The 15,497-nt window shown below is 64.4% G+C and carries 14 protein-coding genes; 8 read left to right on the top strand and 6 right to left on the bottom strand.

Annotated features, from left to right (window positions below):
* Positions 1–115: 115 nt before the first annotated feature.
* Positions 116–790: a Crp/Fnr family transcriptional regulator gene (locus J2R78_RS29595; protein WP_028343069.1), complete on the bottom strand. Its 675-nt coding sequence runs from the start codon at positions 788–790 to the stop codon at positions 116–118.
* 401 nt (positions 791–1,191) lie between these two features.
* On the opposite strand from J2R78_RS29595, the gene J2R78_RS29590 reads away from it, so the two are divergent.
* The 6 genes from J2R78_RS29590 to J2R78_RS29565 all read left to right on the top strand — a co-directional run bounded on the left by J2R78_RS29590 (position 1,192) and on the right by J2R78_RS29565 (position 8,399).
* Positions 1,192–2,013 (top strand): ABC transporter ATP-binding protein, encoded by an 822-nt coding sequence (locus tag J2R78_RS29590; RefSeq protein ID WP_016847995.1) that lies wholly within the window; start codon positions 1,192–1,194, stop codon positions 2,011–2,013.
* Positions 2,010–3,938, top strand: a complete 1,929-nt coding sequence (locus J2R78_RS29585; RefSeq protein ID WP_253607807.1) for a long-chain fatty acid--CoA ligase — start codon at positions 2,010–2,012, stop codon at positions 3,936–3,938. The genes J2R78_RS29590 and J2R78_RS29585 overlap by 4 nt, the downstream gene beginning before the upstream one ends.
* Positions 3,939–4,077: 139 nt before the next feature.
* The gene (locus tag J2R78_RS29580; RefSeq protein ID WP_016847993.1) at positions 4,078–4,971 is read left to right on the top strand and encodes a branched-chain amino acid ABC transporter permease; all 894 of its coding nucleotides are present in this window, start codon (positions 4,078–4,080) and stop codon (positions 4,969–4,971) included.
* A gap of 3 nt (positions 4,972–4,974) precedes the next feature.
* Positions 4,975–6,048 carry a branched-chain amino acid ABC transporter permease gene (locus J2R78_RS29575; RefSeq protein ID WP_253607806.1) on the top strand — a complete coding sequence of 358 codons (1,074 nt, stop codon included), beginning with the start codon at positions 4,975–4,977 and terminating at the stop codon, positions 6,046–6,048.
* A 60-nt stretch (positions 6,049–6,108) separates the two neighbouring features.
* On the top strand, positions 6,109–7,392 hold the full coding sequence (locus tag J2R78_RS29570) for an ABC transporter substrate-binding protein (protein ID WP_253607805.1): 1,284 nt from the start codon (positions 6,109–6,111) through the stop codon (positions 7,390–7,392).
* Between the two features lie 167 nt (positions 7,393–7,559).
* Positions 7,560–8,399, top strand: a complete 840-nt coding sequence (locus tag J2R78_RS29565) for an ABC transporter ATP-binding protein (protein WP_028338343.1) — start codon at positions 7,560–7,562, stop codon at positions 8,397–8,399.
* A 64-nt stretch (positions 8,400–8,463) separates the two neighbouring features.
* Here the strand turns inward: J2R78_RS29565 and J2R78_RS29560 are convergent, their stop codons facing one another.
* On the bottom strand, positions 8,464–9,615 hold the full coding sequence (locus tag J2R78_RS29560) for an AGE family epimerase/isomerase (RefSeq protein WP_253607804.1): 1,152 nt from the start codon (positions 9,613–9,615) through the stop codon (positions 8,464–8,466).
* Between the two features lie 95 nt (positions 9,616–9,710).
* Between J2R78_RS29560 and J2R78_RS29555 the strand changes: the two genes are divergently transcribed.
* A complete protein-coding gene (locus J2R78_RS29555) occupies positions 9,711–10,934 on the top strand; it encodes a phenylacetate--CoA ligase family protein (protein ID WP_253607803.1) in 1,224 nt (407 codons plus the stop codon).
* 104 nt (positions 10,935–11,038) lie between these two features.
* On the top strand, positions 11,039–11,569 hold the full coding sequence (locus J2R78_RS29550; RefSeq protein ID WP_028338346.1) for an HAD family hydrolase: 531 nt from the start codon (positions 11,039–11,041) through the stop codon (positions 11,567–11,569).
* Between the two features lie 37 nt (positions 11,570–11,606).
* Here the strand turns inward: J2R78_RS29550 and J2R78_RS29545 are convergent, their stop codons facing one another.
* The 4 genes from J2R78_RS29545 to J2R78_RS29530 form a co-directional block, all read right to left on the bottom strand.
* Positions 11,607–12,704: a DegT/DnrJ/EryC1/StrS aminotransferase family protein gene (locus J2R78_RS29545; RefSeq protein ID WP_253607802.1), complete on the bottom strand. Its 1,098-nt coding sequence runs from the start codon at positions 12,702–12,704 to the stop codon at positions 11,607–11,609.
* Between the two features lie 18 nt (positions 12,705–12,722).
* Positions 12,723–13,190: an acyltransferase gene (locus J2R78_RS29540; RefSeq protein ID WP_253607801.1), complete on the bottom strand. Its 468-nt coding sequence runs from the start codon at positions 13,188–13,190 to the stop codon at positions 12,723–12,725.
* Positions 13,187–14,248 carry a Gfo/Idh/MocA family protein gene (locus J2R78_RS29535; RefSeq protein WP_229158739.1) on the bottom strand — a complete coding sequence of 354 codons (1,062 nt, stop codon included), beginning with the start codon at positions 14,246–14,248 and terminating at the stop codon, positions 13,187–13,189. The genes J2R78_RS29540 and J2R78_RS29535 overlap by 4 nt, the downstream gene beginning before the upstream one ends.
* A gap of 229 nt (positions 14,249–14,477) precedes the next feature.
* Positions 14,478–15,494, bottom strand: a complete 1,017-nt coding sequence (locus J2R78_RS29530; protein ID WP_028338350.1) for an NAD-dependent epimerase — start codon at positions 15,492–15,494, stop codon at positions 14,478–14,480.
* Positions 15,495–15,497: the final 3 nt, after the last annotated feature.

Genomic DNA, 15,497 nt, shown 5'->3' with positions numbered 1-15,497 from the left:
GCGCGATCCCGACGAGGCCGGTCTGTAGCATCCAGCCTGCCCCAAGTCTAATGGCTTAATCGTTTGAAATCAGGACTTTAGGACAGCGAAAACGGCTCAATGCGCCCGGAACCCGTCACTCGCCGTAGTGCCGCAGCCGGTCGAGGTTGAGGATGGTCACCCCGCCATATTCGAGCCGCAACAGCCCTTCCCGCTCAAGCCGCTTCAGGCACTGGTTGGCATTCTGCCGGGAGATTCCCGACAGCGCCCCGATCTCCTCCTGGGTGATCTCAAGGTGCAGCGTCAGGTCGGGATAGAGAATCGGATTGAACAGCGAGGCGATCGAGCGCGCCAGCCGTGCCGTGGCGTCCAGCGTGCGGCCATATTCGAGCAGCGCAATGAACTGGCCGAGCCGCTCATTGAGCGAGCCGACCAGGAACCGGTTGAAGCCGACACTATTCTCGAACAGCCAGACGAAGGTCCGGCGATCCATCATCGCGAGGCGCGTGTCGCGCAGCGCGACCACATCGTAGCGCCGGGGCTCATTCTTGAGCACGGTCCCCTCGCCGAACCACGCGCCTGCGGTGAGACCCGCGAAACTCGCCGCCTTGCCGCCGCGCGAGACGATGCCCATGCGCGCCAGCCCGGTGACGATGCCGGTCCAGTACTGAAAATTGTCGCCGCGCATGAAGATGAATTCGTTGGCGCGATAGGATTTCTCGGAAATGCCGGCGCGCGCGATTTCGATTTCTTGCTCGCTCAGTTCGCGCGACCAGGCCGCGATGCGCCTCAAGTAATCAGCAGCAATCATTCTAGCGACGGCGTCCTACCCGAAGAGATTGCAACGATATTGCACCGCAGCAACGCCGTGCACGAAGCCAGGGACCCGAGGCCTGGAATGCCAGCGAAAATTCCTGACCAAATGTCGGGCACATGACAATTCAACCTATCGCTTTCTCGTATTCAGAGCCACCTCGCGTAACGTCGCGCAGCTCCTTGATGGATCGCTGAAGGCGGACGACGCAAGGGACGGGCTTGCAGGCGGGTGCGGCGTTACCGCGCATGACGCAGGCGATCGGGTCAAGCGATGCTCCCGAACGCCGGCATCATTAGTCGGATGGTCTCCCTTCGGCGGCCCATGTAAGATCGAAGTGTAAGATCGAAGCCAAGATCAAAGAGCGCGCCAAAGCGCCCGTATCTGGAGGGAACAGGGTGGCTAATAGTCTCGAGGTGCGCGGAGTCTCATTGCGCTTTGGCGGCGTCCGCGCGCTGACCGAAGTGAGCTTCGGCGTCAACGAGGGCGAGCTGTTCTCCATCATCGGCCCGAACGGCGCCGGCAAGACCTCGATCGTCAACTGTATCTCCGGCCGCTACCGGCCGACCGAAGGCCAGCTGTTCTATCGCGGCCAGGACATTACCGGCCTCAACCCGAACGCGCGGCCCCGGCTCGGCATCGGCCGGACCTTCCAGAATCTCGCGCTGTTCCACCACATGAGCGTGCTCGATAACATCATGGTCGGCCGCCATCACCTCCTGAAGAACAACTTCATCACGGGGTCGCTGTACTGGCTGACCGGCGCGCGCCGCGAGGAGCTGGAGCACCGCCGCAAGGTCGAGGAGATCATCGACTTCCTCGATCTGCAATCAGTGCGCAAGGCGACCGCCGGCACCCTGCCCTATGGCCTGCGCAAGCGCGTCGAGCTCGCCCGCGCGATGGCGCTCGAGCCGCAACTGATCCTGCTCGACGAGCCGATGGCCGGCATGAACTTCGAAGAGAAGGAAGACATGGCGCGCTACATCGTCGATCTCAACGAAGAGTTCGGCATGACGGTGATGATGATCGAGCACGACATGGGCGTCGTGATGGACATCTCCCACCGCGTCATGGTGCTCGACTTCGGCCGCAAGATCGCCGAGGGCGATCCGGCCACCGTGCTCGCCGATCCCCATGTCAAGCGCGCCTATCTCGGCGAGGAAGACGAAGTACTGGTCGACCCCGACGACAAGCCGGCGGTGCGGGAGAGTGCGGCATGATGGACTATGCCGGTCGCGCCGCGCAGGCCGACACCTTTCCCAAGATGCTGCGCCTGAACGCGAGGGAGCACGGCCAAGAGATCGCGCTGCGCGAGAAGGATTTCGGGCTGTGGCGCGAATTCACCTGGAACGACTACCAGACCCGCACCCATGATTTCGCGCTCGGCATGGTCGAGCTCGGGCTTGGCCGCGGCGACGTGATCGGCATCATCGGCGACAACCGGCCGGACTGGGTCGCCGCCGAGATCGCGGCCCACGCGATCGGCGCGATGAGCCTCGGCCTTTACCGCGACGTGCTGGACGAGGAAGCCGCCTACCTCCTGACCTATGGCGAGGCCAAGCTGGTCTTCGCCGAGGACGAGGAACAGGTCGACAAGATGCTCGGCCTGGCCGATCGCGTGCCCCACCTCAAGTACATCGTCTATTCCGACCCGCGCGGCATGCGCAAATACGACGATCCGCGATTGATGGAGGCGAGCAAGCTCGTGGCGCTGGGCCGCGACCGCGCCGAGCGCGAGCCTGGGCTCTACGAGCGGCTGGTCGATGCCACTGATGGCGAGGACGTCGCGATCCTCTGCACCACCTCGGGCACGACAGCCAATCCGAAGCTTGCGATGCTCTCGGCCGGACGCGTGCTGCGGCACTGCGCGACCTATCTCGCCTTCGATCCGAAGGGGCCGGACGACGAATATGTTTCGGTGCTGCCGCTGCCCTGGATCATGGAACAGATCTACGCGCTGGGCAAAGGGTTGCTCTCCCGGATGAAGGTCAACTTCGTCGAAGAGCCCGACACCATGATGCACGACTTCCGCGAGATCGCGCCGACCTTCGTGCTGTTCGCGCCGCGGGTCTGGGAATCGATCGCGGCGGACGTCCGCGCCGGGGTGATGGACGCCTCGCCGTTCAAGCAGCGGCTCTATGACCTCGGCATGAAGACCGGGCTGACCGCGCTCGCCGAGGGCAAGCGCTCTGTTTTCGCCGACCAGCTCTTGTTCCGCGCGCTGCGCGACCGGCTCGGCTTCACGCGGCTGCGCTCGGCGGCGACCGGCGGCGCGGCGCTCGGGCCGGATACCTTCAAGTTCTTCCAGGCGATGGGCGTGCCGCTGCGCACGCTGTACGGCCAGACCGAGCTGCTCGGCGCCTACACGCTGCATCCTGAAGGCAAGGTCGATCCCGACACCACCGGCGTGCCGATGGCCGACAACATCGAGATCCGCATCGACAATGCCGACGTCAACGGCGTCGGCGAGATCGTGGTGCGGCATCCCAACATGTTCCACGGCTATTACAAGAACCCCGAAGCCTCCGTCGCCGACATCAAGGACGGCTGGATGCATTCGGGCGATGCCGGCTACTACAACGACAACCGCCAGCTCGTGGTGATCGACCGCATCAAGGATCTCGCCGAGACCTCGCGCGGCGAGCGCTTCTCGCCGCAATACATCGAGAACAAACTGAAGTTCTCGCCCTATGTCGCCGAAGCAGTCGTGCTCGGCGCCGGCCGCGACGCGCTCGCCGCGATGATCTGCATCCGCTACTCGATCATCTCGAAATGGGCGGAGAAGAACCGGATCTCGTTCACGACCTACACCGACCTGTCCTCGCGGCCCGAAGTCTATGCTCTGCTCAAGAAGGAGGTCGAGACGGTCAATGCCACCCTGCCGCCGGCGCAGCGCATCTCGCGCTTCCTGTTGCTCTACAAGGAGCTCGATGCCGATGACGGCGAGCTGACCCGGACCCGAAAGGTCCGCCGCGGCGTGATCAACGAGAAATACGCCGACATCATCGATGCGATCTACCGCGGCAAGGCCAGCATCCCCGTCGACACGGTGATCCGCTTCCAGGACGGCTCGACCCAGCGCGTCCGCACCACGCTCGAGGTCGTCGACCTCGGCCGCGCCGTGCTCGCGGAGGCCGCGGAATGAGACCGTCGATGATAGCAAGCTCGATCGTCATGCGCGGACTTGACCCGCGCATCCATCCTCTTCGCAAGGACGGCTTTCTTGCGCGACGGATCGCCGGGTCAAGCCCGGCGATGACGAGCCACAAATTCGGCGAGACCCCATGAACATCCAGTTCCTGATCCAGCTGATCGTCAACGGCCTCGTGGTCGGCACGCTGTATGGCGTGGTCGCGATGTCGTTCGTGCTGATCTACAAGGCGACGCAGGTCGTGAACTTCGCGCAGGGCGAATTGCTGCTGGTCGGCGCCTGGGTGTGCTGGGCGCTGCTGACGAAATATCAGGTGCCGTTCTGGGTCGGCATGCCGATCACGCTGGTGTTCATGTTCATCTTCGGCATCGCGATCCAGGTCGTGATCCTGCGTCCGATGATCGGCGAGCCGATCATCTCCGTGATCATGGTGACGATCGGCCTGTCGACGGTGTTCCAAGCCGCGCTGAAGTGGATCTTCGGCGTCAACCCGCAGCCGTTCCCGCGCGTGTTCCAGAGCCAGTCGGTCAGCCTGTTCGGGCTGCAGATCCAGACCGTCTATGTCATGAGCCTCGTGGTCTCGCTCGCCATGATGGTCGGCATGGCCTGGTTCTTCCGCGCCTCCAAATATGGCCTTGCGATGCGCGCCACCGCTTTCAACCAGCAGGTCGCGCAGTCGCTCGGCATTTCCGTCAAGAACGTGTTCGCGATGGCCTGGGCGATCTCGGCCACGGTCTCGGCGGTCGCCGGTGTCGTGGTCGCCGTGGTCAACGGCGTGTCGTCCGGCCTCTCCGCCTACGGCATCAAGGTGTTTCCGGCCGCGATCCTGGGCGGGCTCGACTCGGTCGGCGGCGCCGTGCTCGGCGGCATCATCATCGGGCTGTTGGAAAACGTCGCCCAGTATGTCGACAGCCAGTACCTGCACTGGGGCAATCTCTACGAGATCGCGCCGTTCTACGTCCTGATCATCATCCTGATGATCAAGCCGTACGGCCTGTTCGGCACCAAGGATATTGAGCGGGTCTGATCAATGGCGACAAGCACACTCATCCCCTCGGGCGATTTCCGCACCAGCTATGCGGCCGACACCACGATCTTCCCGACCGCGACCAGCCGCAATTTCGCGATCCTCGGCATCGTGCTCGCCTGCTTCGCGCCGATGCTGCTGTCCAATTACCTGCTCTCGATCGCGATCCAGATCGGCATCTTCGCGATCGCGGCCCTCGGCCTCAACGTCCTGGTCGGCTTCACCGGCCAGATCTCGATCGGCCACGCCGCGTTCTTCCTGTTCGGCGCGTTCACCTCGGCCTACATCTCCAACAACGCGCCGATCCCGGTGTTCTTCGCCATCCCCCTCGCCGGCGTCGTCACGGCACTGGTCGGCCTGATCTTCGGCGTGCCGGCGGCGCGGCTGAAGGGACTCTATCTCGTGATCGCGACGCTCGCCGCGCAGTACATCCTGCTCGACTTCTTCTCGCGCGCCGAATGGTTCTCGGGCGGCTCGGTGCCCGCCAGCGCCAATCCGTTCTCGATCTTCGGCTACACCCTGCGCGGCGACCGGCAGTATTTCTACGTCGTGCTCGCCTACATGGTGATCAGCTATCTGCTGGTCACCAATCTGATGCGCACCCGCGACGGCCGCGCGCTGGTCGCGATCCGCGATCACTATCTCTCCGCCGAGATCATGGGCATCAACCTCACCAAGTACCGGACGCTGTCGTTCGGGCTTGCCGCCTTCTTTGCCGGCATCGCCGGCGCGCTCTACGCGCACTATCAGCTCGTGGTCTCGCAGGAAGGCTTTGGCATCGAGCGCTCGGTGTTGTTCCTCGCCATGGTCATCATCGGCGGCACCGGCTCGGTGATGGGCACGCTTATGGGCACGGCCTTCGTGGTGCTGCTGCCGGAATCGATGGAATGGCTGAGCGCCTGGCTGAAGGGCGGCGCCATCGACAAGGCGCTGCGGCTCAACAACAACATCACCTTCCTGCGCGAGATCGCGATCGGCCTGATCATCATCGGTTTCTTGATGTTCGAGCCGGACGGCCTCGCGCATCGCTGGCGGCAAATCAAGGCTTACTGGAAGCTCTACCCGTTCTCGCATTGACGCAAGGCACGGAACGCAACTCAAAATTCGGTTCAACGAATAAGCAGGAGGAAAGCAAAAATGACGATTAGATCCCTTTTGAGCTCGGTCTCCGTTGCGCTGCTGATCAGCAGCGCGGCCGCCACCGCGCAGGCGCAGATCGCCATCGGCCATCTGCAGGACCTCTCGGGCGGCACGTCCGACGTCGGCACCCCCTATGGCCAGGGCGTCGCCGACACCTTCGCCTGGGTCAACAAGAATGGCGGCGTCGGCGGCAAGCAGCTCAATGTCGACAGCAACGACTATGGCTACCAGGTGCCGCGCGCCATCGCGCTGTACAAGAAGTGGTCGGCGCCCGACGGCAAGGTCGCGGCGATCATGGGCTGGGGCACGGCGGATACCGAGGCCCTCACCGGCTTCCTGGCGCAGGACAAGATCCCGGACATCTCCGGCTCCTACGCCGCCGCGCTGACCGATCCGGAAGGCACCAGCGGCAAGGCCAAGCCCGCGCCGTACAATTTCTTCTACGGCCCGAGCTATTCGGACTCGATGCGCGCGATGCTGACCTGGGCCGCCGAGGACTGGAAGGCCAAGGGTAAGCCCGGCAAGCCGAAATTCGTCCACATGGGCGCCAACCATCCGTATCCGAACGCGCCGAAGGCGGCCGGTGAAGCGCTGGCGACCGAGCTCGGCTTCGAGGTGCTGCCGCCGCTGGTGTTCGCGCTGTCGCCCGGCGACTACTCTGCGCAGTGTCTCAGCCTGAAGAGCTCGGGCGCAAATTATGCCTATCTCGGCAACACGGCGGCCTCCAACATCTCGGTGCTGAAGGCCTGCAAGACCGCCGGCGTCGACGTCCAGTTCCTCGGCAATGTCTGGGGCATGGACGAGAACGCGGCCAAGACCGCCGGCGATGCAGCCGACGGCGTGATCTTCCCGCTCCGCACGGCGGTGAGCTGGGGCGGCAACGCGCCCGGCATGAAGACGGTGATGGAAATCTCCAAGATGTCCGACCCGTCCGGAAAGGTCTATCGGCCGGTGCATTACATCGCCGCGGTCTGCAGCGCGCTCTATTTGAAGGAAGCGCTCGACTGGGCCGCCAAGAACGGCGGCGCCACCGGCGAGAACGTCGCCAAGGGCTTCTACCAGAAGAAGGATTGGGTGCCGGCCGGCATGGACGGCGTCTGCAATCCGTCGACCTGGACCGAAAAGGATCACCGCCCGACCACGAAGGTCGACCTGTATCGCTCGAAGATCTCGGGCGCGACCGATGGCGACATCAACGACCTGATGGGCAAGGGCACGATCAAGCTCGAGAAGGTGAAGACCGTCGACCTGCCGCGCAAGCCGGAATGGTTTGGGTGGTGAGGCGGCAGCCGAACACGTCCACACATCGTCATGCGCGGGCTCGACCCGCGCATCCATCAAGCGAAGACGTATTCCGATCGATGGATTGCCGGGTCAAAGGCGAGCGGAAGCGACGCCGTCCTTCTGACGGCTATGCTCGGCAATGACGTCGAAGGGTAACACAGGCCATGAACGAAACCCTCGAAGCCACCCGCCCGATGCCGACGGCCGTCCCGCCGCCGCCGCTGCTCAGCGTCAACAACATCGAGGTCGTCTATGACGACGTCATCCTGGTGCTGCGCGGCCTCAGCCTCGAAGTGCCGAAGGGCGCGATCGTGGCGCTGCTCGGCGCCAACGGCGCCGGCAAGTCGACCACGCTGAAGGCGATCTCCGGCCTGCTCAAGACCGAGGACGGCGAGGTCACCCGCGGCGAGATCCTGTTCGAAGGCCAGCGCATCAACGGCATCGATCCGGACAAGATCGTCCGCCGCGGCATCTTCCAGGTGATGGAAGGCCGCCGCATCGTCGCCGATATGACGTCGCTGGAGAACCTGCGGCTCGGCGCCTTCACCCGGCGCGACGGCGAGGTCTCCGATGACATCGACATGGTGTTCAAGTATTTCCCGCGCCTGAAGGAGCGCACCGGCCTCGCCGGCTATCTTTCCGGCGGCGAGCAGCAGATGCTCGCGATCGGCCGCGCGCTGATGGCGCGCCCGAAGATGATCCTGATGGACGAGCCGTCGATGGGGCTGTCGCCTCTGCTCGTCAAGGAAGTGTTCGCGATCATCAAGGAGATCAACCGCGATCTCGGCGTCACGATCCTCCTGGTCGAGCAGAATGCGCGCGCCGCGCTCTCGGTCGCGAGCCATGGCTACATCATGGAACAGGGCAAGGTCGTGCTCGACGGCTCCGCCGACGAGCTGCGCGACAACGAGGACGTCAAGGAATTCTACCTCGGCGGCGCCGGCGACCAGCGCAAGAGCTTCAAGAACCTGAAGAGCTTCAAGCGGCGCAAGCGCTGGCTGTGAGGATATCGAGCGTTTTCGGGCGGAGTTGCGTGTGCAGAAAACGCGTCAGACCAGGAAGGCGGTTCTATCCGAGCACCTGCTCGGCTTCAGTGACCGCGCAAAGCACATGATAGAACGACGACGCCGGAATCGTGGCGACCAGCGAATTGCCGTCGCGGTCGAACTGGTCGTACCAGCCGCCGGCCACGGCATGGCCGAGATAGTGCCGCTCGAGCAGCACCAGCGCCGCACGCGCCTCGTCCGCCGCGCCGGCTTCGCCCGACTCGGCCTGCGCGGTCCAGGCCTTCGCCAGCTCGCTCTGCGGCCACAGCCGACGTGTGTGGCGACGGATGTTGCCCTCAGCGTCGCCCTCGTCGACCAGGCAGCCGGTGGCCGCGTCGCGATAGCGCAGCGCCGACGCCAGCAGCTCGCCGCGCGGTCGCCCGGTCGGACAGCCGGTGATGCGCTCGAATCCCTTCAGCAGCCAGACCCATTCCGCGAGGTGCCCGGGCTCGACGCTGACCGGCGGGATCTTCGACCAGTCTTCCTCGAAATATTCGCCGAGGGTGCGCGTCTGCTTGTCGTAGAGGTTGGCGAGGAACAGCGCGAAGAAATCGCCGGCGCGGTTCTGGAACGACAAATCGTGGGTCGCGTCGAAGCAGGCGATCATCGCCTCGAACAGATGCATCTGCGGGTTCTGCCGACGCGGCATCGAGGGCGGCAGCCCCTCGTGGAAGCCACCATGGGGCGAGCGCAGCTGGGTATCGAGGAACGACAGCAGCGCGTCGATCTCGGCGCGGATCTGGGCGTCCTGGTCGAGGCCGTAGACGGTCGCGAGCGCAAGCAGCACGAAGGCGTGGCCGTAGGTGTCGCGCAGCGGGTCGTGCACGCCGCCCTCCGCGGTCAGGCTGTAGACGAAGCCGGGCCGGCCGTCCGGCGCCTTGGCCTTGGCCAGCAGGTAGTCCAGCCCCTTCAGCGCGACCGCGCGCCCCTCCGGATACCAGCCCAGTTGGGCCGCCTTGGCGTAGCAATAGATCTGCCGCGCCTGCACCATGATCCGGCGCGGGGCGGCCCGGTCGGCTGTCCCATCGTGGTGCAGCCGATCGACAAAGCCGCCGCCGGTGCTGTCCCAGCCTGCGGTCGACCACAGCGGCAGGGCCTGGTCGACGATGCGGCGCTTCAGCCTCGCGACGACGTCGGCGGCCCCGTCCGCCGCAACGCTCTCTGCCTCAGCCATCGTGCTCCCTGGAACCGTCCCAATGTCAGCGGTCACCGTCTGATAGCACGGGCGGACCGGCACGCAACCCGCGCACATCCTCCCAAGGACCTGCCATGACCGACCATTACGACGCCCTTGAAACGCGCGATCCGGCCAAGCGCGAGGCCGCGTTGTTCGCCCGGCTGCCTGAGGTGCTGCGCAAGGCGATGGCAGCGCCCGCCTATGCCAACCTGTTGAGGGGCATCGATCCCGCCTCCATCACCAGCCGGGAGGCGCTGGCGGGGCTGCCGGTGCTTCGCAAGTCGGAACTGCCGGCTCTGCACAAGGCCGCTCCGCCGTTCGGCGGCTTCGTGGCCGACACGCCCGGCTCGTTCGCCCGGCTGTTCACCTCGCCCGGGCCGATCTTCGAGCCCGAGGGCCGCCAAGCGGATCCCTGGCGCGGCGCCCGGGCGCTGTTTGCGGCAGGCTTTCGCGAGGGGGATGTGGTGCTGAACACCTTCAGCTATCACCTCACCCCCGGCGGCTTCATCTTCGACGCCTCGGCGCGGGCGCTCGGCTGTGCGGTGATCCCGGCGGGCCCCGGCAACACCGAGCAGCAATTCGAGCTGATCGAGGCCTATCGCCCGGTCGGCTATAGCGGCACCCCGGACTTCCTGAAGATCTTGCTCGACGCCGCCACCACCGCCGGCCGCGACCTGTCCTCGATCAAGCGCGCGCTGGTGTCAGGCGCGGCATTTCCGAAATCATTGCAGGAGGAGATTAAGTCGCGCGGCGTCGAGGCTTACCAGGCCTTCGGTACTGCCGATCTCGGCTTGATCGCGTTCGAGACGGCGGCGCGCGAGGGAATGACGGTCAACGAGGACCTGATCCTGGAGATCGTCAAGCCCGGCACCGGCGATCCGGTTGCGCCGGGGGACGTCGGCGAGATCGTGGTGACCTCGCTCGATCCGCACCATCCCTGGATTCGCCTCGCGCTCGGCGATCTGACCGCCGCCCTGACCGGCCCAAGCCGCTGCGGACGCACCAACATGCGAATCAAGGGCTGGATGGGCCGCGCCGACCAGACCACCAAGGTGAAGGGGATGTTCGTGCGACCCGACCAGATCGCGGAGATCGGCAAGCGCCATCCCGAGCTCGGACGGCTGCGCCTTGTCGTCACGCGCGCCGGCGAGGCCGACGCCATGACGCTGAGGGCCGAATGCGCCTCGGCGGCGGATGCCCTGCAGAGCGAGGTCGCGGCAACGCTGCGTGCCGTGACAAAGCTCGGCGGCACCGTCGAGCTGGTCGGCACCGGCTCGCTGCCAAACGACGGCAAGGTGATTGCAGACGAGCGTTAGGCCTTGAGATCACCCGGCGTTTGATCAGTCCGCATTTGTCGCGCGCGGCGTTGTGAACTATTGAGCTAGCTCGTGCCCCGTGGAGATGGACGGATCATCACCTCATGAGCAGCGCTTCCGGAGATCAGCCGCGAAAGCCGGCCGTCTTCTTCGATCGGGACGGCGTCCTGAACCAGGACATCGGTTACCTGTTTGAAAGCCACAGGCTGGTCTGGATCGACGGCGCGCGCGAGGCGGTCAAGGCGGTCAACGACATGGGGTATTTTGCGTTCGTCGTAACCAACCAGTCAGGCGTCGCAAGGGGTCTCTACGAGGAGACACATGTCCAGGAGCTTCACGACTGGATGGCCGATGAGCTTCGCAGGATCGGCGCGCATATCGACGCCTTTGAATACTGCCCGTTCCATCCTGAAGGGACGGTTGAACGATATCGGCAGGTCAGCCACCGGCGCAAACCGTCGCCGGGCATGATCAATGATCTGCTGGAACGCTTTCCGGTCGACGTCGAACGCAGCTTCCTGGTCGGCGATCAGCCGACGGATCTCGAGGCGGCACGAGCGGCCGGGCTGAAGAGCTACCTGTTCTCAGGCTCCAATCTGGAAAAGTTCCTGAGGCCTCTGCTGCTCGGGAGCTGAAGACCACAGCGTCAAGCGCGAGGCCGCGCGATCGCGGTCAGAACTTCCGGATCAGCTCAATCACCTCGTCCTGCTGCCGGCGCGTGATCTCGGCGAACATCGGCAGCGAGAGAATCCGGCCCTGATCGCGATGCGCGTTAGGGAACTGCTCCGGCCGATGATCGAACCGCGCATAGGCCGGCAGGAACGGCAGCGCAGTGGGATAGTTGATGGCGGTCTGCACGCCATTGGCGTTGAGATGAGCGGCGAGCGCGTCGCGGCGCGGATGCCTGATCGTGTAGAGGTGATAGACGTGGCTGCGCGCCGGCGCGACTTCGGGCACCACGACATCCTCGATCTGATTGAGGCCGGCATCATAGATCTCGGCGGCGGCCTGCCGGGCCTCGGTCCAGGCGGCAAGATGCGGCAGCTTGGCCGAGAGGATCGCGGCCTGCATGCCGTCGAGCCGGCTGTTGATGCCTTCGATGTGGTGCTGGTGCTTCACCAGTCCACCATGGCGCGCCAGCATGGCCATCTGCTCGGCGAGCGCCGCGTCGTTGGTGACGACCGCGCCGGCATCGCCCATCGCGCCGAGATTCTTGCCGGGATAGAAGGAATAGGTCGCGGCCTCGCCGAAGGTGCCGACCATGCGGCCCTTGTAGCGCGCGAGATGGGCTTGGGCGCAATCCTCGATCACCCACAGCTTGTGCTTCTGCGCGATCGCCATGATCGCGTCCATATCCGCGGGCTGGCCATAGAGATGCACCGGGATGATGCCGACCGTGCGCGGCGTGATGGCGGCCTCAATGGCCGCCGGATCGATCGTGAACGTCGCCTCGTCGGTGTCGCAGAAGACGACGGTGGCACCGGAGTGGGTGATCATCGCAGCGGTCGAGATCCAGGAATGCGCCGTCGTGATCACCTCGTCGCCCGGCTTCACCTTCAGCGCGCGCATGGCGAGGTAAAGCGCGTCGGTGCCGTTGGCGCAGGACACGCAATGAGCGACCTCGGCCGCCGCCGCAAATTCGCGCTCGAAGGCGTCGACATAGCTGCCGCGAATGAAGGCGTTGTCACGGATCACGCCGGCGATCGCAGCGTCGATCTCGCCCTTGATGGACTGGTATTGCAGTTGCAGGTCGGCATACGGCACCGCCATCGATATTCCCCTATTGCCCTATTGGCTTGTCAGCAGCCGGCGCGCCGGATTGCCGGCATAGGTGCCAGGCGTCGTGATGTGCTTGGTCACCACCGATCCGGCGCCGATGACGACGTCGTCGACGATCCTGACCGGCATGATCGTCGCATTGGAGCCGATCGACACCCGGTTGCCGATCACCGTCTCGCGCCACAGCTCCTTGCGTCCACGCGCCGGGCCGCCGGTGGAGAACGTGTCGTTGACGAACATCACACCGTGCCCGATGAAACAATCCTCGCCGATGGTGACGAGCTCGCAGACGAAGGCATGCGACTGCACGCGGGTGCGCGCCCCGACGATCACGCCCTTCTGGATTTCGGTGAAGGGGCCAACGAAGCAGTCGTCGCCGAGCTTGCAGCCATAGAGGTTGCAGGGCTCGACGATCTTGACGCGTTCGCCGAACGCGACATCGCGCACGTTGGCCTGATGCACGTCCGGCCGGTTCACGAAGCGACGCCCAGCCGGCTTAGCCGTGGCGTGAAGCGCAGCGCGACTTCCTCGCCGGTCTCGATCGACTCGTAGAGGGCCGAGATCAGCTCCAGGCTCTTGCGGCCCTCGAGCCCGTCGACCAGCGCGGCGCGCTGGTTCTCGAGGCAATCGACCACATGGTGATAATAGGCCTGATGGCCGAAGCCGTAGACGTTGGGCGGGTTGACCGAGAACTTCTCCACGACGTCCTTGTCGGACGGCAGCTCGTCGACAAAGCGCCAGTGCCGGATCTGGTTGACCGCAAAGCCCGAAATCTCGACCGTGCCCTTTTCGCCCAGGATCGAGAGCGAGCCCTCGAGATCGGTCGGGCGCGCCGCGGTGGTCGCCTCGATGATCCCGAGCGCGCCATTGCGGAACTTCAGCGTTGCAACCGCCGTATCTTCGGTTTCGATATTGGCCAGCGCCGTTGCCGCGCGCGCATGCACGCTCACGACGTCGCCGAAGAACCACTCTAGCATGTCGACATGGTGGCTCGCCTGATTGGTCAGCACGCCGCCGTCATAGGCCCAGGTGCCGCGCCAATCGTCCTGGTCGTAATAGGCCTGGTCGCGGCACCAGCGCACCCTGACCGTCCCCAGGATGAGCTTGCCGAAGCGGCCGGCGTCGAGCGCCTCGCGCGCCTTGACTACCGGCACGTTGAAGCGGTTCTGCTTGACGATGAACATCTTGACGCCGGCCTGGTCGCAGGCCCGGATCATGTCGTCGGCGTCCTGCAGACGCAGCGCCATCGGCTTCTCGACCACGACGTGCTTGCCGGCCCTCGCGCAGGCGATCACATGCGCGGGGTGCTGACCGCTCGGCGTCAGCACGGCGATGGCATCGATGTCCTTCCGCGCCAGGAATTCGTCCATGTCGTAATGGGCCGCAACGCCGAACTTCCCGGCAACCGCATCGGCGCGCGCGCGGATCGGATCGCAGACCGCGACCAGGCTCGCTCCTTCGATGTGATTGCCACCCAGGAGATCCGAGTGACGCTTGGCGATACGCCCGCACCCGAGCAGGCCAAATCTGATCATGCAACAGGCCCTGTCTTGTCTCGTGGCTGGCCAGTGCAACCAGCCGAAGAGCCGAGGGAACAAGCGGCCTTGCGAGCCGCACGGTAGCGTTCCATTACCCAGAAAACCCGGGATAAAGCAAGGCCATGCGCCGATCAGGTGGCGGACGGCACGCCGATTCCGCCATGTTCGTCGCCGGGCAGTGGGGAGCAAGCCCGATCCGCGCCGACGCCCGAATGTCGGCTCCCTGTCAAACCTTGTGGTACTCGCGGTACCACTTGATAAATCGCGCGATCCCATCCTCGATGCTGGTCGCAGGCCGAAATCCGATGTCCCGCGCCAGATCTTCAATGTCTGCATAGGTCGCCGGCACATCGCCGGGCTGCATCGGAAGCAGTTCCCTGATTGCTTTCCGGCCGAGCTCCTTCTCCAGCAGAGAGACGACGTGCAAGAGCTCCTCGGGGTTATTGTTGCCGATATTGTAGATCTTCCAGGGCGCCCTGCTGCTCGAAGGATCGGGCGCGGCTGTGGGGGGGATTGATTGCCCCTGAGGTGGCCGCGCCATGAGGCGGATGATCGCTTCGGCGATATCGTCAACAAAAGTGAAGTCACGGCGCATATCACCGTTGTTGAACAATTTGATCGGCGTTTCACTCAAAATCGCTTTCGCGAAAATGAACATGGCCATGTCCGGGCGGCCCCACGGACCATAGACCGTGAAGAACCGCAGGCCGGTAGCAGGGATGCCGTACAGATGGCTGTACGAGTGCGCCATCAACTCATTGGCCTTCTTTGACGCGGCGTACAGGCTGATCGGATGGTCGACATTGTCATGCACCGAGAAGGGCAGTTTTGTATTGCTGCCGTAGACCGATGACGATGATGCAAACAGCAAGTGTCCGCACCCGTTGTGGCGACATCCTTCAAGAATATTGATGAAGCCTTCCAGGTTTGCATCCACATAGGCATGTGGATGCTCCAGCGAGTAGCGCACGCCGGCTTGGGCGGCGAGATGGACAACGACAGGAAAACGATACGCGGCAAAGAGCGACTTGATACCCGCGCGATCAGTCAAATCGAGCTTCACAAAAGTGAAGTTCGGGTCGCGCTTCAGGATCTCGAGACGTGCTTCCTTCAGTTGAGGATCGTAATAGTCGTTGACGATGTCCAGGCCGACGACCTTGCGGCCCGCCGCCAAGAGGCGCTGGGCAACATGAAAGCCAATGAACCCGGCAGCTCCAGTGACCAGTGGTGTATCGTGCGACATCGC

This window comes from Bradyrhizobium sp. USDA 4538 (assembly GCF_024171045.1).
Taxonomy (GTDB): Bacteria; Pseudomonadota; Alphaproteobacteria; order Rhizobiales; family Xanthobacteraceae; genus Bradyrhizobium; species Bradyrhizobium australafricanum.
The sequence above is the reverse complement of the archived record's forward strand: the minus strand, read 5'-3'. Positions and strand labels throughout refer to the sequence as shown.

Coding starts and splice junctions, on each gene's coding strand:
- J2R78_RS29595 (WP_028343069.1), bottom strand. CDS start 790: ATGATTGCTGCTGATTACTTGAGGCGCATCGCGGCCTGGTCGCGCGAA.
- J2R78_RS29565 (WP_028338343.1), top strand. CDS start 7,560: ATGAACGAAACCCTCGAAGCCACCCGCCCGATGCCGACGGCCGTCCCG.
- J2R78_RS29555 (WP_253607803.1), top strand. CDS start 9,711: ATGACCGACCATTACGACGCCCTTGAAACGCGCGATCCGGCCAAGCGC.
- J2R78_RS29575 (WP_253607806.1), top strand. CDS start 4,975: ATGGCGACAAGCACACTCATCCCCTCGGGCGATTTCCGCACCAGCTAT.
- J2R78_RS29530 (WP_028338350.1), bottom strand. CDS start 15,494: ATGTCGCACGATACACCACTGGTCACTGGAGCTGCCGGGTTCATTGGC.
- J2R78_RS29535 (WP_229158739.1), bottom strand. CDS start 14,248: ATGATCAGATTTGGCCTGCTCGGGTGCGGGCGTATCGCCAAGCGTCAC.
- J2R78_RS29545 (WP_253607802.1), bottom strand. CDS start 12,704: ATGGCGGTGCCGTATGCCGACCTGCAACTGCAATACCAGTCCATCAAG.
- J2R78_RS29560 (WP_253607804.1), bottom strand. CDS start 9,615: ATGGCTGAGGCAGAGAGCGTTGCGGCGGACGGGGCCGCCGACGTCGTC.
- J2R78_RS29580 (WP_016847993.1), top strand. CDS start 4,078: ATGAACATCCAGTTCCTGATCCAGCTGATCGTCAACGGCCTCGTGGTC.
- J2R78_RS29585 (WP_253607807.1), top strand. CDS start 2,010: ATGATGGACTATGCCGGTCGCGCCGCGCAGGCCGACACCTTTCCCAAG.
- J2R78_RS29570 (WP_253607805.1), top strand. CDS start 6,109: ATGACGATTAGATCCCTTTTGAGCTCGGTCTCCGTTGCGCTGCTGATC.
- J2R78_RS29550 (WP_028338346.1), top strand. CDS start 11,039: ATGAGCAGCGCTTCCGGAGATCAGCCGCGAAAGCCGGCCGTCTTCTTC.